This window comes from Rhizobium sp. CCGE 510, assembly GCF_000292525.1.
GTDB lineage: Bacteria > Pseudomonadota > Alphaproteobacteria > Rhizobiales > Rhizobiaceae > Rhizobium.
The window spans coordinates 249,673-271,848 of record NZ_AEYF01000015.1 but is presented as its reverse complement, the minus strand read 5'-3'; the positions used below and the strand labels follow the sequence as shown (position 1 = coordinate 271,848).

General features: G+C 61.4%; 21 protein-coding genes and 2 pseudogenes. 14 read left to right on the top strand and 9 right to left on the bottom strand.

Annotation, left to right across the window (positions count from 1 at the left end):
* Positions 1–119: 119 nt before the first annotated feature.
* From RCCGE510_RS08365 to RCCGE510_RS08345, 5 genes and pseudogenes are all read left to right on the top strand, one after another.
* Positions 120–296 (top strand): annotated as a pseudogene (locus tag RCCGE510_RS08365) (DNA mismatch repair protein MutT); the annotation flags it as partial.
* 64 nt (positions 297–360) lie between these two features.
* Entirely contained in the window at positions 361–867 is a 507-nt protein-coding gene (locus RCCGE510_RS08360; protein WP_007628984.1) for a helix-turn-helix domain-containing protein, read from the top strand.
* Between the two features lie 13 nt (positions 868–880).
* Positions 881–2,146, top strand: coding sequence for a beta-ketoacyl-ACP synthase II (gene fabF, locus RCCGE510_RS08355; RefSeq protein WP_007628983.1), 1,266 nt, complete (start codon positions 881–883; stop codon positions 2,144–2,146).
* A gap of 79 nt (positions 2,147–2,225) precedes the next feature.
* A complete protein-coding gene (locus RCCGE510_RS08350) occupies positions 2,226–2,654 on the top strand; it encodes a DUF4864 domain-containing protein (protein ID WP_007628982.1) in 429 nt (142 codons plus the stop codon).
* Positions 2,655–2,763: 109 nt separating this feature from the next.
* Positions 2,764–3,147, top strand: a complete 384-nt coding sequence (locus RCCGE510_RS08345) for a hypothetical protein (protein WP_007628981.1) — start codon at positions 2,764–2,766, stop codon at positions 3,145–3,147.
* A 46-nt stretch (positions 3,148–3,193) separates the two neighbouring features.
* Here the strand turns inward: RCCGE510_RS08345 and tgt are convergent, their stop codons facing one another.
* The 5 genes from tgt to coaD form a co-directional block, all read right to left on the bottom strand.
* The gene (gene tgt, locus RCCGE510_RS08340; protein WP_007628979.1) at positions 3,194–4,324 is read right to left on the bottom strand and encodes a tRNA guanosine(34) transglycosylase Tgt; all 1,131 of its coding nucleotides are present in this window, start codon (positions 4,322–4,324) and stop codon (positions 3,194–3,196) included.
* Entirely contained in the window at positions 4,321–5,424 is a 1,104-nt protein-coding gene (queA, locus tag RCCGE510_RS08335; protein ID WP_007628977.1) for a tRNA preQ1(34) S-adenosylmethionine ribosyltransferase-isomerase QueA, read from the bottom strand. Before queA ends, tgt begins: the two co-directional genes overlap by 4 nt.
* A 71-nt stretch (positions 5,425–5,495) precedes the next feature.
* The gene (locus RCCGE510_RS08330; RefSeq protein ID WP_007628975.1) at positions 5,496–6,005 is read right to left on the bottom strand and encodes a peptidylprolyl isomerase; all 510 of its coding nucleotides are present in this window, start codon (positions 6,003–6,005) and stop codon (positions 5,496–5,498) included.
* A gap of 29 nt (positions 6,006–6,034) precedes the next feature.
* The gene (locus RCCGE510_RS08325; protein WP_007628972.1) at positions 6,035–6,607 is read right to left on the bottom strand and encodes a peptidylprolyl isomerase; all 573 of its coding nucleotides are present in this window, start codon (positions 6,605–6,607) and stop codon (positions 6,035–6,037) included.
* Between the two features lie 73 nt (positions 6,608–6,680).
* Positions 6,681–7,175, bottom strand: coding sequence for a pantetheine-phosphate adenylyltransferase (coaD, locus tag RCCGE510_RS08320; RefSeq protein WP_007628971.1), 495 nt, complete (start codon positions 7,173–7,175; stop codon positions 6,681–6,683).
* 90 nt (positions 7,176–7,265) lie between these two features.
* Between coaD and RCCGE510_RS08315 the strand changes: the two are divergent.
* Positions 7,266–7,593, top strand: a pseudogene (locus RCCGE510_RS08315) (hypothetical protein).
* Positions 7,594–7,686: 93 nt separating this feature from the next.
* Positions 7,687–7,842 (top strand): hypothetical protein, encoded by a 156-nt coding sequence (locus RCCGE510_RS35135; RefSeq protein WP_003586478.1) that lies wholly within the window; start codon positions 7,687–7,689, stop codon positions 7,840–7,842.
* Positions 7,843–8,172: 330 nt separating this feature from the next.
* Here RCCGE510_RS35135 and gyrA read toward each other — a convergent pair whose 3' ends face one another.
* A complete protein-coding gene (gene gyrA / locus RCCGE510_RS08310) occupies positions 8,173–10,995 on the bottom strand; it encodes a DNA gyrase subunit A (RefSeq protein WP_007628968.1) in 2,823 nt (940 codons plus the stop codon).
* A gap of 248 nt (positions 10,996–11,243) precedes the next feature.
* On the opposite strand from gyrA, the gene RCCGE510_RS08305 reads away from it, so the two are divergent.
* Entirely contained in the window at positions 11,244–11,891 is a 648-nt protein-coding gene (locus tag RCCGE510_RS08305; RefSeq protein WP_007628966.1) for a MarC family protein, read from the top strand.
* A 95-nt stretch (positions 11,892–11,986) separates the two neighbouring features.
* Here the strand turns inward: RCCGE510_RS08305 and RCCGE510_RS08300 are convergent, their stop codons facing one another.
* Positions 11,987–12,493: a single-stranded DNA-binding protein gene (locus tag RCCGE510_RS08300; protein ID WP_007628964.1), complete on the bottom strand. Its 507-nt coding sequence runs from the start codon at positions 12,491–12,493 to the stop codon at positions 11,987–11,989.
* Between the two features lie 283 nt (positions 12,494–12,776).
* Between RCCGE510_RS08300 and uvrA the strand changes: the two genes are divergently transcribed.
* The 3 genes from uvrA to RCCGE510_RS08285 are packed head-to-tail and all read left to right on the top strand — an operon-like array spanning position 12,777 to position 16,987.
* A complete protein-coding gene (uvrA, locus tag RCCGE510_RS08295) occupies positions 12,777–15,698 on the top strand; it encodes an excinuclease ABC subunit UvrA (protein WP_007628963.1) in 2,922 nt (973 codons plus the stop codon).
* Positions 15,695–16,156, top strand: coding sequence for an N-acetyltransferase (locus RCCGE510_RS08290; RefSeq protein ID WP_007628961.1), 462 nt, complete (start codon positions 15,695–15,697; stop codon positions 16,154–16,156). The genes uvrA and RCCGE510_RS08290 overlap by 4 nt, the downstream gene beginning before the upstream one ends.
* A gap of 24 nt (positions 16,157–16,180) precedes the next feature.
* Positions 16,181–16,987, top strand: a complete 807-nt coding sequence (locus tag RCCGE510_RS08285; RefSeq protein WP_007628960.1) for a DUF72 domain-containing protein — start codon at positions 16,181–16,183, stop codon at positions 16,985–16,987.
* Between the two features lie 38 nt (positions 16,988–17,025).
* On the opposite strand, the gene RCCGE510_RS08280 is transcribed toward RCCGE510_RS08285, so the two are convergent.
* The gene (locus tag RCCGE510_RS08280) at positions 17,026–18,498 is read right to left on the bottom strand and encodes a bifunctional ADP-dependent NAD(P)H-hydrate dehydratase/NAD(P)H-hydrate epimerase (protein ID WP_007628958.1); all 1,473 of its coding nucleotides are present in this window, start codon (positions 18,496–18,498) and stop codon (positions 17,026–17,028) included.
* A 343-nt stretch (positions 18,499–18,841) separates the two neighbouring features.
* Between RCCGE510_RS08280 and RCCGE510_RS08275 the strand changes: the two genes are divergently transcribed.
* From RCCGE510_RS08275 to hspQ, 3 genes are all read left to right on the top strand, one after another.
* Positions 18,842–19,180, top strand: a complete 339-nt coding sequence (locus RCCGE510_RS08275; protein ID WP_003539626.1) for a P-II family nitrogen regulator — start codon at positions 18,842–18,844, stop codon at positions 19,178–19,180.
* A 79-nt stretch (positions 19,181–19,259) separates the two neighbouring features.
* On the top strand, positions 19,260–20,669 hold the full coding sequence (gene glnA / locus RCCGE510_RS08270; RefSeq protein ID WP_003559365.1) for a type I glutamate--ammonia ligase: 1,410 nt from the start codon (positions 19,260–19,262) through the stop codon (positions 20,667–20,669).
* A gap of 156 nt (positions 20,670–20,825) precedes the next feature.
* On the top strand, positions 20,826–21,155 hold the full coding sequence (gene hspQ, locus RCCGE510_RS08265) for a heat shock protein HspQ (RefSeq protein WP_007628948.1): 330 nt from the start codon (positions 20,826–20,828) through the stop codon (positions 21,153–21,155).
* Between the two features lie 354 nt (positions 21,156–21,509).
* Here hspQ and RCCGE510_RS08260 read toward each other — a convergent pair whose 3' ends face one another.
* Complete coding sequence (locus RCCGE510_RS08260) at positions 21,510–22,169, bottom strand: invasion associated locus B family protein (protein WP_007628947.1); 660 nt, start codon at positions 22,167–22,169, stop codon at positions 21,510–21,512.
* Between the last annotated feature and the right edge of the window lie 7 nt (positions 22,170–22,176).

Below are 22,176 nucleotides of genomic sequence, written 5' to 3'. Positions count from 1 at the left end.
CGGGGCCGTCTTGCATGCTAACGGCGGGTGGTTGCTCGTGCGGATGATTGTCATCATGTGACACAAACACGCTCAGACCGGTGAAGGGACACGCAACAACGGCAACTCCTAATCGCCATGTCGACGTGTTTCAGGTTGAAGCCATCGAGATCAGCGATGACCCCAAGGAGCAAGGCCAGCGTATTCTCGAATGGGTGAGCCCCGATGAAGCGGCACGACGCGTACGCGAGGTCGAACTCAAGGCGCTGCTCGTGGAATTTGAAGTTCGCGGGCGCACACAGCGCGATCCTCGCTGACGTTGTCACCTTTCAGTTTGATGTCACTTGCATGATGATAGTCACTACTGTAGTGGCTATCATCATGCAGCGGACGAGCTTCAGCCAATTCAAATGCCCGGCGGCACGCGCGCTCGACAGCGTTGGCGACTGGTGGAGCATCCTGATCCTGCGCGACGCCTTTCAGGGGCTGTCACGTTTCGACGATTTCCAGAAGAGCCTCGGCGTGGCGCCGAACATCCTAACGCGGCGGCTGAAACACCTGACGGACCAGGGACTGTTCGAGCGGCGGCTCTACCATCAGCGCCCTGCCCGCTATGAATATCGGCTGACGGACAAGGGCCGCGACTTTTTTCCGGTGCTGATGACGCTGTTTTCCTGGGGAAGCCGGCACATCCCGGAAGAGGACCTTGCCTATCTGCTCGGCGATGCCGCCTCCGGCAAAGCGCGCGAGACGGTGCTGGTCGACGCACGGACCGGTGAACAAGTAACCCCCGAAAACACCAGCCTGCTTGCAGGCCCCGCGGCCGACGACGAGGTGCACAAGCGGATCGCCCGCATGCGCGCCTGGTATCTCGGCATCGACGCTTAGAGAGGAAAATATCATGGATCGCATTGTTGTCACCGGCATGGGACTTGTGTCGCCACTCGGCACCGGCGTCGAGCCCGCCTGGAAGCGCCTCCTTGACGGCGGCTCGGGGCTGAGGGTGCTTTCGGACGGTGTCGTCGGCGAGCTTCCGGCCAAGGTCGGCGGCATCGTTCCCGGCACCGGCGAGGATGCGGAGGCCGGTTTCGATCCGGACCGGTACATCATCCCCAAGGATCAAAAGAAGATGGACCGCTTCATCCAGTTCGCCATGGCGGCGACGGAGGAAGCGGTGAAGCAGGCCGGCTGGATGCCGACCGACGAAGGCAAACGCGAACGCACCGCAACGATCATCGCCTCGGGCGTCGGCGGCTTCCCGGCGATCGCCGAAGCGGTGCGGATCGGCGAAACGCGCGGCGTGCGGCGACTGTCGCCCTTCACCGTGCCCTCCTTCCTCGTCAACCTCGCCGCCGGCCAGGTCAGCATCCGCTACGGCTTCAAGGGGCCGCTCGGCGCTCCGGTGACGGCGTGTGCGGCCAGCGTCCAGGCGATCGGCGATGCGGCGCGGCTGATCCGCTCCGGCGAAGCGGATGTGGCGATCTGCGGCGGCACTGAAGCCTGCATCGACAAGGTGAGCCTCGGCGGCTTTGCCGCCGCGCGTGCCCTTTCCACCGGCTTCAACGAGACGCCGGAGCTGGCGTCGCGGCCCTTCGACACGGCGCGCGACGGTTTCGTCATGGGCGAAGGCGCCGGCATCCTGGTCATCGAAACACTCGAACACGCGCTTGCCCGCGGCGCCACGCCGCTCGCCGAACTTGTCGGTTACGGCACGGCGGCGGACGCCTATCACATGACCTCAGGCCCCGAAGACGGCAACGGCGCGCGCCGGGCGATGGAGGCAGCGCTTAAGCAAGCGAAGATCCCGGCTTCGGAGGTCAAGCACCTGAACGCGCATGCGACCTCGACACCGGTCGGTGACAGGGGCGAGATCGCGGCGATCGGCACGGTCTTCGGCCGCAATGGCGGCATCGCCGTCAGCGCGACGAAATCGGCCACCGGCCATCTGCTCGGGGCCGCCGGCGGGCTGGAAGCGATCTTCACCATCCTGGCGCTGCGCGACCAGATTGCGCCGCCGACCCGCAACCTCGATCAGGCCGATCCTGATGCCGACGGCATCGATATCGTCGGCAAGACGGCGCGGCCGCTGGCAATGGACTATGCCATCACCAACGGTTTCGGCTTCGGCGGGGTGAATGCCAGCGCCCTCTTCCGCCGCTGGTCGTAAAGTCCGCTTTTCTTGCGCTGGAAATGGCCTACACTTCCGCTCTATCGGGATCTTCCCCCGATAGAGCCGGAGATCCTCCATGCGCGCCTTCTTCGCAGTTCTCATTCTGTGTGCCGCGTCCCTCCTCTCCCCTGTCTCGGCCCGCGCCGAAGATCCGATCGACGCCACACGGACGATGATCGAGGAGCAGATCACAGCCTTCCTGAAGGATGATGCCGAAGCCGCCTATTCCTACGCCGCTCCCGGCATCAGGGCGATGTATCCCGACAAGAACCTGTTCTTCGCGATGGTGAAAAAGAGCTACGAGCCGGTCTATCATCCCGGCAACTACGCCTTCGGCCGCAGCCGCTCGATCGACAACGGTGCGCTGATCTATCACGAAGTGCTGATTTCAGGCCGCGACGGCAAGGACTGGACGGCGATCTACCAGATGACCCGCCAGCCGGACGGCAGCTACAGGATCAACGGCGTGCAAATCATGCCGGATGCGGACAGCAAGGGGATCTGAAAATTCGCGACGCGTTTTAGCGGAATAAGCATCCCTGCAGATTAAAGTTGTGTCAGGCGCTCCTGGAACGTACAGGGCACATGTCTTTTTATCCAGGGGCTGGAACTCAATGCATATTTCATTCAAGCGGCTGCTCGCCGCCGCAGTGGTCGGCTTTGGCGTTATGCCGGGTATTGCTCAGGCAGAATCCTTTTCCAAGCTTGCCCAGCAGGATTACGCCGTCGGCAAACTCACCAAGGGGAAGGCCGGCGGTTACGGCTGGGTCGTCTCGAACGGCAGCAATCGGTTCTTCTGCCGGCTGAATGCCAGCCTGGCCTATGTCAGCAAGAAAGAGATGGTGAGCATCCTTGCAAGCGGACGGCTGATCAAGCTGGACCGTGCCGCCTTTGAGGCCTCGATCGGTGGCCCCGATCCGTCCATACCACAATGGAGCGATCTGCAGGCCGGCCGCGTCAAGCCGACGGATGTGGGAAGCTGCACACCAGCTCGCTGACGAGTAAAGAATACCACAGCAGGCGGTCGTCACCGCGAAAGGTCGATCACACGGGCTGAAGATCGCCCCTCGCCCATTCCTCCATCGTCTCCGCCATGAAATCGGCGAAGCGGCCTTCGGCGATCGCCTTGCGGATGCCCTGCATCAATTCCTGGTAATAGGCGAGATTGTGCCAGGAGAGCAGCATGCCGCCGAGCGCCTCGTTGGAGCGGACAAGATGATGCAAATAGGCACGTGAGTAATCACGCGAGGCCGGGCAGTTCGACTGTTCGTCAAGCGGGCGCATATCCTCGGCATGGCGGGCGTTGCGGATATTGACCCTGCCGCGGCGGGTAAAGGCCAGGCCATGGCGGCCGGAACGGGTCGGCATGACACAATCGAACATGTCGATGCCGCGGGCGACCGATTTCAGCATATCGTCGGGCGTGCCGACGCCCATGAGGTAACGCGGCTTTTCCAGAGGAAGCACGGGCAGCGTCGTTTCCAGCATCTGCAGCATGACGTCCTGCGGCTCGCCGACGGCGAGGCCGCCGATGGCATAACCTTTGAGATCGAGCTGGCTCAGCGCCTCAGCCGAACGGATGCGTAGCGCCGGAATGTCGCCGCCCTGGACGATGCCGAACATCGCCTTTCCAGGTTGTTCGCCGAAGGCGATCCGGCAGCGCTCGGCCCAGCGAAGCGACATTTCCATGGCGCGCTCGATTTCCTTCGGCTCGGCCGGCAGCGCCACGCATTCGTCGAGCTGCATCTGGATGTCGGAGCCGAGCAGCCCCTGGATTTCTATGGAGCGCTCCGGCGACATATGATGCAGGCTGCCGTCGACATGCGATTTGAAGGTGACGCCCTGCTCATCGAGTTTGCGCAGGCCGGAGAGCGACATGACCTGGAAGCCGCCGGAATCCGTCAGGATCGGGTGCTCCCAGCGGATCAGCTTGTGCAGGCCGCCGAGGCGGGCGACGCGCTCGGCGCTGGGGCGCAGCATCAGGTGATAGGTATTGCCGAGGATAATGTCGGCGCCTGTTTCGCGCACCTGGTCGAGATACATCGCCTTGACGGTGCCGACGGTGCCCACAGGCATGAAGGCCGGCGTGCGGATCGTGCCGCGCGGCATGGAAATCTCGCCGAGGCGCGCGCCGGCATCGGTCTTATCAAGCGTGAATTGGAAGTTCTCTGTCATTGGTCTTTCCGGAAAAGAAGGCTCGCGTCGCCGTAAGAGTAGAAGCGGTAGCCAGTCGAAATGGCGTGTTTGTAGGCGGCGTGCATGGTGTCAAAGCCAGCAAAAGCCGAGACCAGCATGAACAGCGTCGAGCGCGGCAGGTGAAAATTGGTCATTAGCATGTCCACAGCCTTGAAGCGGTAACCGGGCGTGATGAAGATACCCGTAGCGCCGGCCCAAGGCTTGATCTCTCCGCTTTCCCCCGCTGCACTTTCGATCAGCCGCAGCGAGGTGGTGCCGACGCAGACGATACGCCCGCCCCTTGCCTTGACGGCATTCAGCCGGGCGGCGATCTCACCGCTGACATAGCCGCTTTCAAGATGCATCTTGTGATCGTCGGTGTCGTCGGCCTTCACGGGCAGGAAGGTGCCGGCGCCGACATGCAGGGTGACGAAATGGCGTTCGATGCCGGCGCTGTCGAGCGCCTCGAACAGGCCGGGCGTGAAATGCAGGCCGGCGGTCGGGGCGGCGACGGCGCCCTCCTCGCGGGCGTAGATCGTCTGGTAGTCCGCGCGGTCGCGCTCGTCCTCGGGGCGCTTGGCGGCGATATAGGGCGGTAGCGGAATATGGCCAACGGCGGCGATAGCCTCGTCGAGCGCCGGGCCGGAAAGATCGAAGGCGAGCATCACCTCGCCGGCCTCGCCCTTTTCCTCGACAGTGGCGTCGAGCGAGCCGAGAAAGCAGCTTTCACCGCTATGGCCGAAGGCGATGCGGTCGCCCTCCTTGATGCGTTTTCCAGGTTTGGCGAAGGCCTTCCAACGGCTTGGGCCGACGCGCATATGCAACGTTGCCGACACCTGCTGGCCGCCCGCACCCTCGCGGTGGCGGATGCCCTCGAGCTGGGCCGGAATGACCTTGGTATCGTTGAAGACCAGCGCGTCGCCCGCCCGAAGGAACGACGGCAGATCGCCGACGCGATGATCCGAAAGCACGCTTTCCGCATCGGGCACGCTTTTCGCGTGTGGATTGACGACGAGCAGGCGGGCGCTGTCGCGCGGCTCGGCGGGCCGCAATGCGATGCGTTCATCGGGCAGATCGAAATCGAAAAGGTCTACGCGCATAAGGGTACTTTCAAAGCGAAACCCGCCCCCGCGCGGTTAGGCGCAAGAGCGGGTTTCAGCAGAAATCACAATCAGACGTCGGCGGCAACCCGCATCGAGACGATCGAATCCGGATCGGAAACCGGCTCGCCGCGCTTGATCTTGTCGACGTTGTCCATGCCTTCGATGACCTGACCCCAGACGGAATACTGCTTGTTCAGCCAGGGCGCATCGGTGAAGCAGATGAAGAACTGCGAATTGGCTGAGTTCGGGTTCTGCGAACGGGCCATCGAGCAGGTGCCGCGCGTATGCGTGGTCGCGGAGAATTCAGCCTTCAGATCCGGCTTGGAGGAGCCGCCCATACCGGCGCGGCCCGGATTGAAGGTTTCCGAACCTTTCTTGCCGAATTCGACGTCGCCCGTCTGGGCCATGAAATCCTGGATGACGCGGTGGAAGACGACGCCGTCATAGGCCTTCTCGCGGGCGAGTTCCTTGATGCGGGCGACATGCTCCGGGGCGACCTGCGGCAAAAGCTGGATAACGATCTTGCCCTTGGTGGTTTCCAGAATGACGGTGTTTTCGGGATCCTTGATCTCGGCCATTGTCTTCTCCTGTTGTTTTCTCTGGTAACTTACTTCTTGCCCAGGGTGACCTTGATCATCCGATCGGGGCTTTTGACTTCGCCGTTCTGGCCTTCGCCGCGCTTGATCTTATCGACATTCTCCATGCCGGAAACGACCTTGCCGACGACGGTGTATTGACCGTTGAGGAAGGAGCCCTCGGCAAACATGATGAAGAACTGCGAATTGGCGGAATTCGGATCCTGCGAACGGGCCATGCCGACCGTGCCGCGTACGAACGGGGTTTTGGAGAACTCGGCCGGAATATCAGGCATGTCGGAGGAGCCGGTGCCGGCGAGGCTCGCATCGAAACCCTTCTCCATGTTGCCGAATTTGACGTCGCCGGTTTGGGCCATGAAGCCGTCGATGACGCGGTGAAAGGCGACATTGTCGTATTCGCCCTTCTTGGCCAGCGCCTCGATCTGGGCGACGTGCTTCGGCGCGACCTCTGGCATCAGCTGGATGACGACGGGGCCGTCCTTCAGCTGGATGGTGAGATAATGATCGGCCGACTGGGCGAAGGCATCCCCCGCGAAGGACGCGAGATACAGCACGCCGGCAAATGCGAGATAAAAGAGTTTCATATGGGCTCCGTTGCGGCGGGTTCCGCCTGGTCTTTGCGCTTGCAGTCTTTGTGCTTGCTAGACTTTGTGCTTGTTAGTTTGGGCGCTTGGATGTGAGGGCTTGCAAGACGGCGGCCGGCACGAAAGCGCTGACATCACCGCCCATGGCGGCGATCTGGCGGACCAATGTGGCGGTAATGGGCCGGGAGGCCGTGCCCGCCGGCAAAAAGATGGTCTGGATATCGGGCGCCATCGTCCTGTTCATGCCGGCCATCTGCATTTCGTAATCAAGATCGGTGCCATCGCGAAGACCACGGATCAGAAGCGTGGCGCCATGGCTGCGAGCGGCATCGACGACCAGATTGTCGAAGGCGACGACGTCGATGTCACCGGTCTTGCCGGGCAGCGCGTCGGCCAGAGAAAGACGGATGAGCTCGGCTCTCTCCTCGAAGGAAAAGAGCGGCGCCTTGCCGGGATGGATGCCGATCGCGACGATCACCTTTTCGGCGACGTTCAGCGCCTGGACCAGAACATCCACATGCCCATTGGTGATCGGGTCGAAGGACCCCGGATAAAAAGCTGTCGTCATCTGGCCCGGCCGTTGGTTTGACGCCTTTTGTCACGGATGCCGCCTTGCCGCAAGCGATTTGGCCAATCGTCCCGGACGGTTGAACGGTGGATGAACGGCCCGTTCAAGGCGGTTTCAGACAGGGTCTGCTTAACTCAAATCATCAAGACAGCCGATGCCATTCCGGCATCCGGCGCCTCCTCGAAAGACCAAGTCCATGCTGATCGTGCTCGTTGCACTTGCCGTCGTTTCCTCGCTTGCCGCCGAGATGGCCTATGGTTATTTCGCCGATCGCTATGAGGTGAGCTGGGTGCAGCCGGCGCTTGCTGAACATGCAGCGATCGTGCGCGCCCAAGGCCCACTGCGCGAAAAAACGACGTTGGAATCTGAACGCCAGATGAACGAGACATTCAAGGAGGCTTCAGATCTGCGTTGGTAAACACCCCCTCAACATCCGGCGGAACCATTTTAAAACGGATGCGTTCATTCAACCGACACATAGATGCGATTATCGCGGCAGGAAGGACTAAAGATGCCCGGCAAGATTACGATGATTAACGTGCTCTGGATGGTAATGGTCACGGGCATGCTGACCGCAACTGTCGCTCTCTATGATCAGAAGATTGATACGTCCAAGGTTTATGGTCCCTATGCTTCGGCCCGCACGGCCGTACTGGGCCAGTACTGAGGGGCGAGAACGCAACTCCCCAGGAAAGGAATGCCTATGTTCACGATCTTGACAGTGCTCACGGCCCTTATCAGCGTCATGTTCTGCGTATCTGTAACCTCGACGATTTCAGCGCTCCGGCGCGAAGGCGAAGAGGTAAAGGCGCTGAACGAAAAACATAGAGCGTTCTGACTTTCCTTTTTTACTTCCACCTTGAGCGGCACCCTTCCGCGGCTCAAGGTCATTCTAAGCCGGATGCACCCAGCGTCCGGCTTTTTCGTTGGGCGTGGCTTCGAACCAATCCCCGGCCTGAAAAGAAAAGGGCGGCTCGAAGCCGCCCCGTTCATCTGATCATTCCTCGGCCGGCCCGGCCGGATCGCCATCGGCAATCGGCGCTTCGCCGGCAGCACCTTCGTCGGTAACAGCGGCGTCTTCGGTGACCTCAACCGTCTCCTCCGTCTCGTCCTCCTCCGGCTCGCTGATGCGCTCGACCGAGACGACCTTCTCGTCCTTGGCCGTCGAGAAGATGGTGACGCCCTTGGTGGCGCGGCTGGCGATGCGGATGCCGCCGACCGGCACGCGGATGAGCTGGCCGCCATCGGAAACCAGCATGATCTGGTCGCCGTCCTCGATGGGGAAGGCCGCGACCAGTTCGCCGATCTCGCCGGTCTTCGACGTGTCGGTGGCGCGGATGCCCTTGCCGCCGCGGCCGGAGATGCGGAAATCGTAGGACGACGAACGCTTGCCGAAGCCCTTCTCGGAGACGGTGAGAACGTATTGCTCAAGCTGTTTCAGCTCTTCGTAACGCTCGTCTGAGAGCTGTCCCTCCTCGGTGACTTCCTCACCGACCAGCGCGATCTCCTCGGCCTCGCCCGTCGTCAGGCGGCGTTCGTTGGCGGCGCGCTTCAGGTAAGCGGCGCGCTCCCATGGTTCGGCATTGACATGGCGGACGATGGTCATCGAGATGATGCGGTCGCCGCCGGCAAGGCTGATGCCGCGCACGCCGATCGAGTTGCGGCCGGCGAAAACGCGGACGTCGTCGACGGAGAAGCGGATGCACTGGCCGAGCGCCGTCGTCAAAAGCACGTCGTCATTCTCGGTGCAGGTCTCGACGGAGAGGATTTCGTCGCCTTCCTCTTCGAGCTTCATGGCGATCTTGCCGTTGCGGTTGACCTGGACGAAGTCCGACAGCTTGTTACGGCGGACCGTGCCGCGCGTCGTCGAGAACATGACGTCGAGATTGTCCCAGCTCTCCTCGTCCTCGGGCAAGGGCAGGATGGTGGTGATGCGCTCGCCGAGTGCAAGCGGCAGCATGTTGATCAGTGCCTTGCCGCGTGAGGTCGGCGTGCCGATCGGCAGACGCCAGACCTTTTCCTTGTAGACGATACCCCGCGAGGAGAAGAACAGGACCGGAGTATGGGTGTTGACAACAAATAGCCGGCTAACGAAATCCTGGTCGCGAGTGGTCATGCCGGAGCGGCCCTTGCCGCCACGGCGCTGGGCACGATAGGTGGTCAGCGGCACGCGCTTGATATAGCCGAGATGCGAGACGGTGACGACCATGTCCTCGCGGGCGATCAGATCCTCGTCGTCCATTTCGAGGCCGCCATCGATGATCTCGGTGCGGCGCGGTGTGCCGAATTCGTTGCGGACAGCGAGGAGTTCGTCCTTGACGATGGTCTGGATGCGGACGCGCGAGGAGAGAATATCGAGGTAATCCTTGATTTCCTCACCGATCTTATTGAGTTCGTCGCCGATTTCGTCGCGGCCAAGGGCCGTCAGGCGGGCAAGGCGCAGTTCGAGGATGGCGCGGGCCTGCTCTTCGGAGAGGTTGTAAGTCAGGTCCTCGTTAATGCGATGGCGCGGATCGTCGATCAGGCGGATCAGGCTTTCGACATCTTCGGCCGGCCAGCGGCGGGTCATCAATTCTTCGCGGGCCGACTGCGGATCGGGTGCCCGGCGAATGACGCGGATGACTTCGTCGATGTTGGCGACGGCAATGGCGAGACCGACCAACACATGGGCGCGGTCACGCGCTTTGCGCAACAGGAATTTCGTTCTCCGGCTAACGACTTCTTCGCGGAAGGAGACGAAAGCGCGCAGCATGTCGAGCAGGCTCAGCTGTTCCGGCTTGCCGCCATTTAGCGCCACCATGTTGCAGCCGAAGGAGGTCTGCAGCGGTGTATAGCGATAAAGCTGGTTGAGGATGACCTCGGCATTGGCGTCGCGCTTCAGCTCGACGACGACGCGATAACCCTGACGGTCGGATTCGTCGCGCAGGTCGGAGATGCCTTCGATACGTTTGTCACGCACCAGTTCGGCCATCTTTTCGATCATCGTCGCCTTGTTCACCTGGTAGGGAATCTCGGTGATGATGATCTGCTCGCGGTCACCACGCATCGGCTCGATGGCGGCGACGCCGCGCATGATGACGGAGCCGCGGCCGGTCTCATAAGCCGAGCGGATGCCGGCACGGCCGAGGATCTTCGCACCCGTCGGGAAGTCGGGGCCGGGAATGATCTGGATCAGTTCCGGCAGCTCGATCGCCGGATCGTCGATCAGCGCGATGCAGCCGTCGATGACTTCGGAGAGATTGTGTGGCGGGATGTTGGTCGCCATGCCGACGGCGATGCCGCCGGCGCCATTGACGAGCAGATTGGGGAACTTGGCCGGCACCACGACCGGCTCGGAGAGCGTGCCGTCATAGTTGTCGCGAAAATCGACGGTTTCCTTGTCGAGATCGTCAAGCAGCGAATGGGCAGCCTTTTCGAGGCGGCATTCGGTGTAACGTTCGGCCGCCGGCGGATCGCCATCGACCGATCCGAAATTGCCTTGGCCGTCGATCAGCGGCAGACGCAGCGACCAGGGCTGGGCCATACGGGCGAGCGCATCATAAATCGCCGAATTGCCGTGCGGATGGAATTTACCCATCACGTCACCGGTGACGCGGGCGCATTTGACGTATTTCTTGTTCCAGTCGATGCCGAGTTCGGACATGCCGTAGAGGATGCGCCGGTGCACGGGCTTCAAGCCGTCGCGCACGTCGGGAAGCGCGCGGCTGACGATGACGCTCATGGCGTAATCGAGATACGACCGCTGCATTTCCTCCATGATGGAGATGGGCTCGATGCCTGGCGGGAGCTTCCCGCCGCCGGGGGGTGTTTGCTCAGTCAAAACAGATCACGATCTCTTCTAGAATCACTTGAAGATTTATAGCGGAAAGCCCGTTGCCGCGCCAATTTCACGCGGCGTTTTGAACAGGCTTTTGCGGCTTAAAGAGGGTAAAACATGCAAGTTGCGCGGCCGGACCGGGCAAATCCGCCGCGGGCCGCCGTGGGATATTTGCCAAATCGGAATCGCCGCTTCACAATCATAAAACCACGCATAAAAACCACGCGGCTATATGGGGTTCCGGAGAGACGATGGCAAGCGCCGACCAATTGATCAACGCCTTCACGACGCTGCTGGTCACCATCGATCCGCCGGGGCTGGCACCGATCTTCCTGGGGCTGACGATGGGCATGAGCCGCGCCCAGCGCACGCAGGTGGCGCTGCGCGGCTCGGTGATCGCCTTCACCATCCTCGCCGTCTTCGCGCTGTTCGGGGCCGGCGTGCTCGGCGTGCTCGGGATTTCGATCGGCGCCTTCCGCATCGCCGGCGGTCTGCTGCTATTCTGGATCGCCTTCGAGATGGTCTTCGAGAGACGCCAGGAACGCAAGGAGAAGGCCACCGAGGCGGCCATCACCAAGGATCATATCGAGAATATCGCCGTCTTCCCGCTGGCCTTGCCACTGATTGCCGGCCCGGGCGCCATCTCCGCGACGATCCTGCTTGCCGGGACGCTCGCCACCTCCATCGGGAAAGCGCAATTGATCGGCGTCATTGCCGCCAATCTGCTGCTGACCTTCCTGATGCTCCTCGTCGCCGAACGGCTGGACCGTTTCCTCGGCGTCACCGGCCGGGCAATCCTGACGCGGCTTCTCGGCGTTATCCTCGCAGCCCTTGCCGCACAGTTCGTCGTCGACGGGGCGAAATCGGCGTTCAACCTGATCAGCGCAACGCCGCACTGAACGGCAAGCATCTGCCGCGGTCAAAGAAAAAGAGCATGACGCCGTCAAAGGCATCATGCTCTCGGATAGTTCATAGAGCCAGGAAAAGCGGCCGATCAAAACGGGATGTCGTCGTCGAGATCCCGCGAGAAGTTTCCGCCGCCGCCACCGCCGCGGCTTGGCGATGATGACGGAGCCGGGGCGCCGTAGTCGTCGCCATAATCATTGTTGCCGCTGCTGCCACGGCCGCCGCTTGCGCCGCCACCTTCACCGCGACCGTCGAGCATGGTCAGCGTAGAGCCGAAGCCTTGCAGCACCACTTCCGTCGAGTAGCGGTCCTGTCCCTGCTGGTCCTGCCACTTACGGGTCTGCAACTGGCCTTCGATATAGAGCTTGGCGCCCTTCTTTACATATTGCTCGACGACCTTGCACAGACCCTCGTTGAAGACGACGACGGTGTGCCATTCGGTCTTTTCACGACGCTCGCCGGAATTGCGGTCGCGCCAGGTCTCCGAGGTCGCGATACGAAGATTGGCGATCGGCCGGCCATCCTGAGTGCGGCGGATTTCCGGGTCCGCACCGACATTTCCGATCAGAATTACCTTGTTTACGCTACCAGCCATGCTTCTCACCCTACCTGCCGCCCTGCCCGGCGGCGTTTCAATCGATCGGCGCACCTTAAACCATCACGGACCGCCGATGCGCATGGGCGGCATTTAATCCACATGTTTATCCATCAGAACGCCGCATTCATCCATCAGGAATTTTGTTCTTTCTTTGTTCTAGTTTATCCGTATCATCCTGTCAACAGAATCGAAAACCTTCAGTGTTGCGGACATTCAGCCTCGACTCGCCGGTCGGCATCACTAAATAAGGGCTGTTATCCCAAAGGACCAAGCTGAGACGATGAGCGAACTGAAGACGATCTCCATCCGCGGCGCGCGCGAGCACAATCTCAAAGGCATCGATCTCGATCTGCCGCGCAATAAGCTGATCGTCATGACCGGGCTTTCGGGTTCGGGCAAGTCCTCGCTTGCCTTCGACACGATCTATGCCGAGGGCCAGCGCCGTTATGTCGAGAGCCTGTCGGCCTATGCCCGGCAGTTCCTCGAGATGATGCAGAAGCCCGATGTCGACCAGATCGACGGACTGTCGCCGGCGATCTCGATCGAGCAGAAGACTACCTCGCGCAATCCGCGCTCGACGGTCGGCACTGTGACCGAGATCTACGACTATATGCGGCTGCTCTTTGCCCGTGTCGGCGTGCCCTATTCGGCGGCGACCGGCCTGCCGATCGAGAGCCAGACCGTCAGCCAGATGGTCGACCGCGTACTCGATTTCGGCGAGGGCACCCGTCTTTATATTCTGGCGCCGCTGGTGCGCGGGCGCAAGGGCGAATACAAGAAAGAACTGGCGGAGCTGATGAAGAAGGGCTTCCAGCGCGTCAAGGTCGACGGCCAGTTCTACGAGATCGCCGAGGCGCCGGTGCTCGACAAGAAATACAAGCACGACATCGACGTGGTCGTCGACCGCATTGTTGTGCGCTCGGATGTCTCGGCCCGCCTGGCGGACAGCCTGGAAACCTGCCTGAAGCTCGCCGACGGGCTGGCGGTGGCCGAATTCGCCGACAAGCCGCTGCCGCCGGAAGAGACCTCGGCTGGCGGTTCGGCCAACAAGTCGCTGAACGAGACGCATGAGCGCGTGCTGTTTTCGGAGAAATTCGCCTGCCCGGTCTCCGGCTTCACCATTCCCGAGATCGAGCCCAGGCTGTTCTCCTTCAACAATCCCTTCGGCGCCTGCCCGACCTGCGACGGCCTCGGCGCCCAGCAGAAGATCGATCGGGATCTGATCGTGCCCGAGCCTGAGCGGACGCTGCGCGACGGGGCGATCGCGCCCTGGGCCAAATCGACCTCGCCCTATTACAACCAGACGCTGGAAGCACTGGGCAAACATTACGGCTTCAAGCTCGGCACCCGCTGGAACGATCTTTCCGACGAGGCCAAGGACGTCATTCTCAACGGCACCGACGACAAGATCGAATTCCATTATGCCGACGGCGCCCGCTCCTATACGACGCAGAAGAACTTCGAAGGCATCATCACCAATCTCGAGCGTCGCTGGAAGGAGACCGATTCCGCCTGGGCGCGTGAGGACATCGAGCGCTTCATGTCGGCGGCACCCTGCCCTTCCTGCAACGGTTTCCGCCTGAAGCCGGAAGCGCTGGCGGTGAAGATCGCCACGCTGCATATCGGCGAAGTGACTGGCATGTCGATCCGCGTCGCCCGCGACTGGTTCGAGACGCTGCCGGCCAGCTTCAACGCCAAGCAGAACGAGATTGCCGTGCGCATCCTCAAGGAAATCCGCGACCGGCTGCGCTTCCTCAACGATGTCGGCCTGGAATATCTCAGCCTGTCGCGCAATTCCGGCACGCTGTCTGGCGGCGAAAGCCAGCGCATCCGGCTGGCCTCGCAGATCGGCTCGGGGCTGACCGGCGTGCTCTACGTGCTCGACGAGCCGTCGATCGGCCTGCATCAGCGCGACAATGCCCGGCTGCTCGACACGCTGAAGCACCTGCGCGACATCGGCAACACCGTCATCGTCGTCGAACATGACGAGGATGCGATCATGACGGCCGACGACGTGGTCGATATCGGCCCGGCCGCCGGCATTCACGGCGGCCAGGTCATCGCCCACGGCACGCCACAGGATATCATGGACAATCCGCAGTCGCTGACCGGCAAATATCTGTCGGGCGAACTTGGCGTTCCCGTTCCCAACGAGCGCCGCAAGCAGAAGAAGGGCCGCGAGATCAAGGTGGTCGGGGCGCGCGGCAACAATCTGAAGAACGTCACGGCGGCAATCCCGCTCGGCGTGTTCACCGCGGTAACCGGCGTTTCCGGCGGCGGCAAATCCACCTTCCTGATCGAGACGCTTTATAAATCGGCGGCAAGGCGGGTCATGGGCGCGCGCGAAAATCCGGCCGATCACGACCGCATCGACGGATTCGAGCATATCGACAAGGTGATCGACATCGACCAGTCGCCAATCGGCCGCACGCCGCGCTCGAACCCGGCGACCTATACCGGCGCCTTCACGCCGATCCGCGACTGGTTCGCCGGCCTACCGGAAGCAAAAGCGCGCGGCTACCAGCCGGGCCGCTTCTCCTTCAACGTCAAGGGCGGGCGCTGCGAGGCCTGCCAGGGCGACGGCGTCATCAAGATCGAGATGCACTTCCTGCCCGATGTCTACGTCACCTGCGACGTCTGCCACGGCAAGCGCTACAATCGCGAGACGCTCGACGTCACCTTCAAGCAGAAGTCGATTGCCGACGTGCTCGATATGACAGTCGAGGAAGGCGTCGATTTCTTCGCGGCGGTGCCGGCCGTGCGCGACAAACTGCAATCGCTGAAGGATGTCGGCCTCGGTTATATCAAGGTCGGCCAGCAGGCCAACACGCTTTCCGGCGGCGAGGCGCAGCGCGTCAAGCTAGCCAAGGAGCTGTCGAAACGCTCGACGGGGCGCACGCTCTATATTCTCGACGAACCGACGACCGGCCTGCATTTCCACGACGTCGCCAAGCTGCTTGAAATGCTGCACGAACTGGTCAATCAGGGCAATTCGGTGGTGGTGATCGAGCACAATCTCGAAGTCATCAAGACGGCCGACTGGGTGCTCGATTTCGGTCCCGAAGGCGGCGATGGCGGCGGCGAGATCGTGGCTTTCGGCACGCCCGAGGCGATCGTCAAGGAGAAGCGCTCCTACACCGGGCACTTCCTCAAGGAATTGCTGGAACGGCGGCCGGCGAAGAGGGCGGCTGCGGCGGAATGACGATGAGGCCAGCGTCGCCCGAAGATCTGCAAAGGATCACGACGCTGACAGCAGCCGCTTATCGGCCCTATACCGAACTGTTCGGCGTTCCGCCGATCCCGGTGACGGAGGATTACGCGCCTCGCATCGAACGCGGCGAGATCTGGCTGCGCGAGGTCGGCGGCGAAACGGCCGGCCTAGTCGTCGTCGAGCAGCATTCCGATCATCTTATGCTGTTCAGCATCGCGGTCTCGCCGGCCTTTCAGGGGGCCGCACATGGTCTGGCGATGCTCAAGTGGGTGGAGGGCAAGGCGCGCGAATGGGCGCAGCCTGAGATCCGGCTCTATACCAATGCACTGATGGAGCGGAACATCGGGCTCTATCGCGCCTTCGGCTTTCAGGAAACGGGTCGCCGGCCGAACCCTTATCGGCCAGGGTGGACGCTCGTGGATATGACAAAACAGATCGACGCGGCCTGAGCGGTTGCGAATGGGGAGGACGACATGACGAAATCCGGCACTATACGCACCGGCATCGGCGGCTGGACCTTCGAGCCCTGGCGCGGGCATTTCTTTCCCGATGACCTGAGACAGAAGGACGAGCTGAATTATGCCAGCCGCCAGCTGAAGGTCATCGAGGTCAACGGTACCTATTACAGCACGCAGAAGCCGGCGGTTTTCGCCAAATGGGCGGCGGATGTGCCCGACGGTTTCATCTTTTCGCTGAAGGCGACGCGTTTCGTCACCAACCGGCGAGTGCTTGCCGAAGCCGGTGAATCGATGGAGCGGTTCCTGTCATCGGGCATCAGCGAACTTGGCGATCATCTCGGGCCGCTGCTCTGGCAATTCGCGCCGACGAAGAGGTTCGATCCGCAAGATTTCGAGGCCTTCCTGAAGCTGCTGCCGGCAAAACAGGACGGGCTGGCGCTCCGCCACGTGGTCGAGGTCCGGCACGATTCCTTCAAAGTGCCGGAATTCGTGGCACTGCTGGCGAAATACGGCGTGGCGCCGGTCTGCGCCGAACATTTCGAATATCCGATGATCGCCGATGTTACGGCCGACTTCGTCTATGCCAGGCTGCAAAAGGGATCGGACGATATCCCAACCTGCTATCCCGATAAGGACCTGAAGGCCTGGGCAAACCGACTGGAGACCTGGGCGGGGGGCAAGGTCCCGGACGATCTGCCACTGATCGATGGGGATCGCAAGGTGAGGGCCGAGCCGCGCGACGTCTTTGCCTTCATGATCCACGAGGGCAAGGTCAATGCCCCGCATGGGGCGATCGCCCTGCAGCAGGCGCTGGCGAAATAAGCCAACGCCGAGCCTCGAACCGGAATGCGTCGAACGGGCTAAAGCGGCAAGACGTGGGTGGCGAGCTCCTCCGCCGTCAGGCCTTTTCCCGCACGCTGGCCGGCTTCTCCATGGAGCCAGACGCCAGCGGCTGCGGCCTCGAAGGCCGGAAGGCCCTGTGCGAGCAATCCGCCGATGATGCCGGCGAGCACGTCGCCGGAACCGGCAGTGGCAAGCCAGACGGGCGCGTTGGTATTGATCAGCGCACGGCCGTCCGGCGCGGCGATGACGGTATCGGCGCCTTTGTAGACGATCGCGGCATTGGCGCGGCGGGCAGCGGCCACGGATTTATCGACTTTCCCAAGCGTATCGTCGCCTGATATATCGGGAAAGAGCCGGGCGAATTCGCCTTCGTGCGGGGTCAACACCAGGCGCGGCTCACCCCGGAAAAGATCGAATAGCTGCTGCGGGTCGTCCTTGAACGAGGAAATGCCATCGGCATCGAGCACGAGATGGCGCTCGGCAAGGGTCGAGACGAGGCCGCGCGCCCTGGCGCCGATGCCGAAACCGGGGCCGAGAACAAAGGCCTGCAACCGCTTATCGGCAAGCCAGTCTTCGAGGTCGGCCTCGTCGTCGATTGCGTGCAGCATGACGGCGGTGAGATGCGCAGCATTGGCGGCCATCGCCGCGCGCGGGGCTGCGATCGTCACCAGGCCGGCACCGGCCTTCAGGCCGGAGATCGCCGACATGCGCGCGGCCCCAGTCTTGTCGGCTTCGCCTGAGAAGACGACCAGATGGCCGCGCTTGTATTTATGGGTTTCCAGCTGCTCGGCCGGCAGCACATCCTTCCAGGCATCCGGCCTGTTCTCGGCGATGACGCCGCCCGCCGCAGCCCTGACGATGCGGGCGGGAATGCCGATATCGAAGATCTCCAACTCACCGCAAAGCTCCCTGCCCGGCATCAGCAGATGGCCGGGCTTGCGGGTCATGAAGGTGATGGAGTTGCAGGCCTGGAAGGCGGCCCCAAGCACCCTGCCGGTGCGGCCATCCAGGCCGGAGGGCAGATCGATGGCAAGCACGGGAAGACCGCCCTTAGTGACTTGCTCGATCACCATGCGGACATCGGCCGGCACCTCGCGGCCGAGCCCCGCACCGAACAGGCCGTCGATGACGACGTCGCCGGTTTCGGGCCGATAGAGGTCGAGTGCCTGTCCCTCCAATGCGCAGCCGTCGCGGGCACGTGCAGCGTCGCCCTTCAGCCTGGCGGGGTTGCCGAGATGGAAGAGCGCCACTGGTGCCCCGCCCTCCTGCAGATGTCTTGCCGCGATATAGGCGTCGCCGCCATTGTTGCCAGGCCCGCAGAGCACGACGAAGCGCAAAGCTCCGGGACGAAGGCGCAAGCCAGCCGCCGCGACCGCCGCCCCTGCCCTTTCCATCAAGGCAAAGGAATCGATGCCGGACGCGGCAGCGGCAGCGTCGACCGCGGCCATTTCGGCAGGCGTGAGAAGAAGATCGGAGAGTTCGTGGCTCATCGGCCTATTCAATCAAAAAACGCCTAAAAAACAACCGCCTGAAACACCAAAGAAAAGAACTAATTTTGTGCATTTGCCTATATTTTCATCTTACCGAGACATATTTGCGCGACTCCTTAAACACATGTCTTTTTCGAATTTCGATATGATTTTGATCGAGGCACAGAGTTTTTCCGCTGGTTTGCCACCAAATCCTCATCAAAATCCCCGCAAACGCGGCGGTTTCGGCAAAATCCTCGTATTTTTTTAAGAAGATGGATTTCAAACTGGCACGATATCTGCATCATATCCGGCGAGCGGGAAAATTCCTGCCACAACGGGAGAAGCGGAGAGACATTTTCTCATGAAAAAGATCGAAGCGATCATTAAGCCTTTCAAGCTGGACGAAGTGAAGGAAGCCCTTCAGGAAGTCGGCCTGCAAGGTATCACGGTGACGGAAGCCAAGGGTTTCGGCCGTCAGAAGGGCCACACGGAACTTTACCGCGGAGCCGAATACGTCGTCGATTTTCTGCCGAAGGTAAAAGTCGAGGTCGTGCTGGCCGACGAGAACGCGGAGGCCGTCATCGACGCGATCCGCAAGGCGGCGCAGACCGGCCGCATCGGAGACGGAAAAATCTTCGTCTCCAACGTCGAAGAGGTCATCCGCATCCGTACCGGCGAGACCGGCATCGACGCCATCTGACCCACTTTGCCTAGCGCGCAAAGTTCGATACGGTCAGCGCAGCTATGTATTGTCATCGCAAATCGGAGGAAGGTATTTAATGGCGACCGCAAGCGAAATTCTGAAGCAGATCAAGGAGAACGACGTGAAGTTCGTCGATCTGCGCTTCACCGACCCGAAGGGCAAGCTGCAGCATGTGACGATGGACGTCGTCTGCGTCGACGAGGACATGTTCGCTGACGGCGTGATGTTCGACGGCTCCTCGATCGGCGGCTGGAAGGCCATCAACGAGTCCGACATGGTGCTGATGCCCGATACCGAGACGGTGCATATGGACCCGTTCTTCGCACAGTCGACCATGGTCATCGTCTGCGATATTCTCGATCCGGTTTCCGGCGAGGCCTATAACCGCGATCCGCGCGGCACCGCCAAAAAGGCCGAAGCCTATCTCAAAGCATCCGGCATCGGCGACACGATCTTCGTCGGCCCGGAAGCCGAATTCTTCGTCTTCGACGACGTCAAGTACAAGGCCGATCCTTACAATACCGGCTTCAAACTCGATTCGACCGAACTGCCGTCGAACGACGACACCGATTACGAAACAGGCAACCTCGGCCATCGCCCGCGCGTCAAGGGCGGCTATTTCCCGGTTCCGCCGGTAGACAGCGCCCAGGACATGCGTTCCGAAATGCTGACGGTTCTCTCCGAGATGGGCGTCGTCGTCGAAAAGCATCACCATGAAGTCGCCGCTGCCCAGCACGAACTCGGTATCAAGTTCGATACGCTGGTGCGCAACGCCGACAAGATGCAGATCTACAAATACGTCGTGCATCAGGTGGCCAATGCCTATGGCAAGACGGCGACCTTCATGCCGAAGCCGATCTTCGGCGACAACGGCTCGGGCATGCACGTGCACCAGTCGATCTGGAAGGGCGGCAAGCCGACCTTTGCAGGCGATGAATATGCCGGCCTTTCCGAGAGCTGCCTCTACTACATCGGCGGCATCATCAAGCATGCCAAGGCAATCAACGCCTTCACCAATCCGTCGACGAATTCCTACAAGCGCCTCGTCCCGGGCTATGAGGCACCGGTTCTGCTGGCGTACTCCGCGCGCAACCGCTCGGCCTCCTGCCGCATTCCATTCGGCACCAACCCGAAGGCAAAACGCGTCGAAGTCCGTTTCCCGGATCCGACCGCCAACCCCTATCTCGCCTTCGCCGCCATGCTGATGGCCGGCCTCGACGGCATCAAGAACAAGATCCATCCTGGCAAGGCCATGGACAAGGATCTCTACGACCTGCCGCCGAAGGAATTGAAGAAGATCCCGACCGTCTGCGGCTCGTTGCGCGAAGCACTCGAAAGCCTCGACAAGGACCGCAAGTTCCTGACGGCCGGCGGCGTGTTCGACGACGACCAGATCGATGCCTTCATCGAGCTGAAGATGGCAGAGGTGATGCGTTTCGAAATGACGCCGCATCCGGTAGAATACGACATGTACTATTCGGCCTGATTGGCCCGAACACGGAAAGTCCCGGTCCCCGGGGCTTTCCCCTCCAGGGTCATGGACGCCAGCAGGAGGATATGACGTTCATGTGACGAGCTTGCGCAAAAATCTTGATTTGCGTGGCACCAATCACCAAATTTGGTGATGAAAGGAAGTCGTACCATGAAAGAAAGAGTAGCAAAGTTCAGTATTGGCGAAGTGGTTCGGCACAAGGTTTTCCCGTTTCGCGGCGTCATCTTCGACGTTGATCCGGAGTTCGCGAATACGGAGGAATGGTGGAATTCCATTCCGGCCGAGGTGCGCCCAAGCAGGGACCAACCCTTCTATCACCTGCTCGCCGAAAATGACGACAGCGAATATGTCGCTTATGTTTCCGAACAGAACCTGATGAACGATGAAAGCGGCACGCCGCTTCGCAACCCGCAGATCTACCAGATTTTCGATCAGGCCCCGTCAGGGCAGTTCAAACCCAAGATGAGCTTCGCCCACTAGATCAAACGTGCCGATCAACAAACAAGGCCTCGCCTCTCCCAGCGAGGCCTTTTCTTTTGCCTTCTGCCGAGAAAAGCCCCTCATCCCGGCTGCCGCCACCGACCGGGGTCGAGCCACGGGTCTCGACCCGTCCTTCGGACCCCCGCACGCGGGGCGAAGGGACCAAGCCGCAAGCTCTCTGTCCCCCTCAGCCCTCTCGTAAGGCACGTCCCCTCTCCCCGTTTTTCAAGGGGAAAGGGTTAGGGTGAGGGGCAGCTTCAGGTTCGAAACGAACAGCCATGGCGCCAGCAGTCGATCAACAAAAAACCCGGCACGAAGCCGGGTTCTATTCAATACGGCGGCAGGCGGCAGGGATTACTGCGCCTTGGCTGCCTTCTGGGCGTCTTCAAGCTTCTTGCGGGCTTCCTCGGCCTTCTTCTGCATGCTGTCCTGCAGGCTGCGCTGGCTTTCAGCGAGCTTGGATTCGGAAACCGGTTCGCCGTCATAAGCGCCGGTGAAGCCTTCGAGCGAGATCTTGATCGGGTTCGGAGCGCGACGGAAATTGATCGAGGTGAAGATCACGTCGCTGCCCTTCTTCAGGCTGGCGATCATCGCGTCGGTCAGCGGAACTTCGGCCGTGCACTTGTCCGGCAGGCAGACGGCGTAGTCAAGCTTCTGGCCCTTGCCGCCGTCGATCTGCATGATGACGCCCGGGGGGATCAGGCGAGCCGTCGGAACCGAGACCTGCAGGAGCTTGCGGTTGATCTTGCCGGAAACCGAGATCAGGCCAACGGCCGTGACGAGCTGGCCGCCATTGGCGAGAATCAGGTTCTGGACAACACAGATGTCGTTGTCTTCCTGCTTGCTGCAGGTCTTGTACCAGCCGAGCTTCGGCGCGCCGGTGGCCTGCGCCTGGCCATCGGCAGGAGCCGCCGCTTCCTGGGCGAAGGAGGAGACCGGAGCCGAAGCGGCGCCGAACATCACTGCCAGAACGGACAGCGCTGCCCGCATTTTCTTTTCAGACTTGAACATCATAACGAAT

Excerpts from the sequence above, each read along its gene's own strand:
- RCCGE510_RS08305 (WP_007628966.1), top strand. The coding sequence starts at position 11,244 with ATGGCAAGCGCCGACCAATTGATCAACGCCTTCACGACGCTGCTGGTC.
- tgt (WP_007628979.1), bottom strand. The coding sequence starts at position 4,324 with ATGACAGAGAACTTCCAATTCACGCTTGATAAGACCGATGCCGGCGCG.
- RCCGE510_RS08330 (WP_007628975.1), bottom strand. The coding sequence starts at position 6,005 with ATGGCCGAGATCAAGGATCCCGAAAACACCGTCATTCTGGAAACCACC.
- uvrA (WP_007628963.1), top strand. The coding sequence starts at position 12,777 with ATGAGCGAACTGAAGACGATCTCCATCCGCGGCGCGCGCGAGCACAAT.
- RCCGE510_RS08290 (WP_007628961.1), top strand. The coding sequence starts at position 15,695 with ATGACGATGAGGCCAGCGTCGCCCGAAGATCTGCAAAGGATCACGACG.
- hspQ (WP_007628948.1), top strand. The coding sequence starts at position 20,826 with ATGAAAGAAAGAGTAGCAAAGTTCAGTATTGGCGAAGTGGTTCGGCAC.
- RCCGE510_RS08360 (WP_007628984.1), top strand. The coding sequence starts at position 361 with ATGCAGCGGACGAGCTTCAGCCAATTCAAATGCCCGGCGGCACGCGCG.
- RCCGE510_RS08350 (WP_007628982.1), top strand. The coding sequence starts at position 2,226 with ATGCGCGCCTTCTTCGCAGTTCTCATTCTGTGTGCCGCGTCCCTCCTC.
- glnA (WP_003559365.1), top strand. The coding sequence starts at position 19,260 with ATGGCGACCGCAAGCGAAATTCTGAAGCAGATCAAGGAGAACGACGTG.
- coaD (WP_007628971.1), bottom strand. The coding sequence starts at position 7,175 with ATGACGACAGCTTTTTATCCGGGGTCCTTCGACCCGATCACCAATGGG.
- fabF (WP_007628983.1), top strand. The coding sequence starts at position 881 with ATGGATCGCATTGTTGTCACCGGCATGGGACTTGTGTCGCCACTCGGC.
- RCCGE510_RS08325 (WP_007628972.1), bottom strand. The coding sequence starts at position 6,607 with ATGAAACTCTTTTATCTCGCATTTGCCGGCGTGCTGTATCTCGCGTCC.
- RCCGE510_RS08260 (WP_007628947.1), bottom strand. The coding sequence starts at position 22,169 with ATGATGTTCAAGTCTGAAAAGAAAATGCGGGCAGCGCTGTCCGTTCTG.
- queA (WP_007628977.1), bottom strand. The coding sequence starts at position 5,424 with ATGCGCGTAGACCTTTTCGATTTCGATCTGCCCGATGAACGCATCGCA.
- RCCGE510_RS08300 (WP_007628964.1), bottom strand. The coding sequence starts at position 12,493 with ATGGCTGGTAGCGTAAACAAGGTAATTCTGATCGGAAATGTCGGTGCG.
- RCCGE510_RS08280 (WP_007628958.1), bottom strand. The coding sequence starts at position 18,498 with ATGAGCCACGAACTCTCCGATCTTCTTCTCACGCCTGCCGAAATGGCC.
- RCCGE510_RS35135 (WP_003586478.1), top strand. The coding sequence starts at position 7,687 with ATGCCCGGCAAGATTACGATGATTAACGTGCTCTGGATGGTAATGGTC.
- RCCGE510_RS08285 (WP_007628960.1), top strand. The coding sequence starts at position 16,181 with ATGACGAAATCCGGCACTATACGCACCGGCATCGGCGGCTGGACCTTC.
- RCCGE510_RS08275 (WP_003539626.1), top strand. The coding sequence starts at position 18,842 with ATGAAAAAGATCGAAGCGATCATTAAGCCTTTCAAGCTGGACGAAGTG.
- RCCGE510_RS08345 (WP_007628981.1), top strand. The coding sequence starts at position 2,764 with ATGCATATTTCATTCAAGCGGCTGCTCGCCGCCGCAGTGGTCGGCTTT.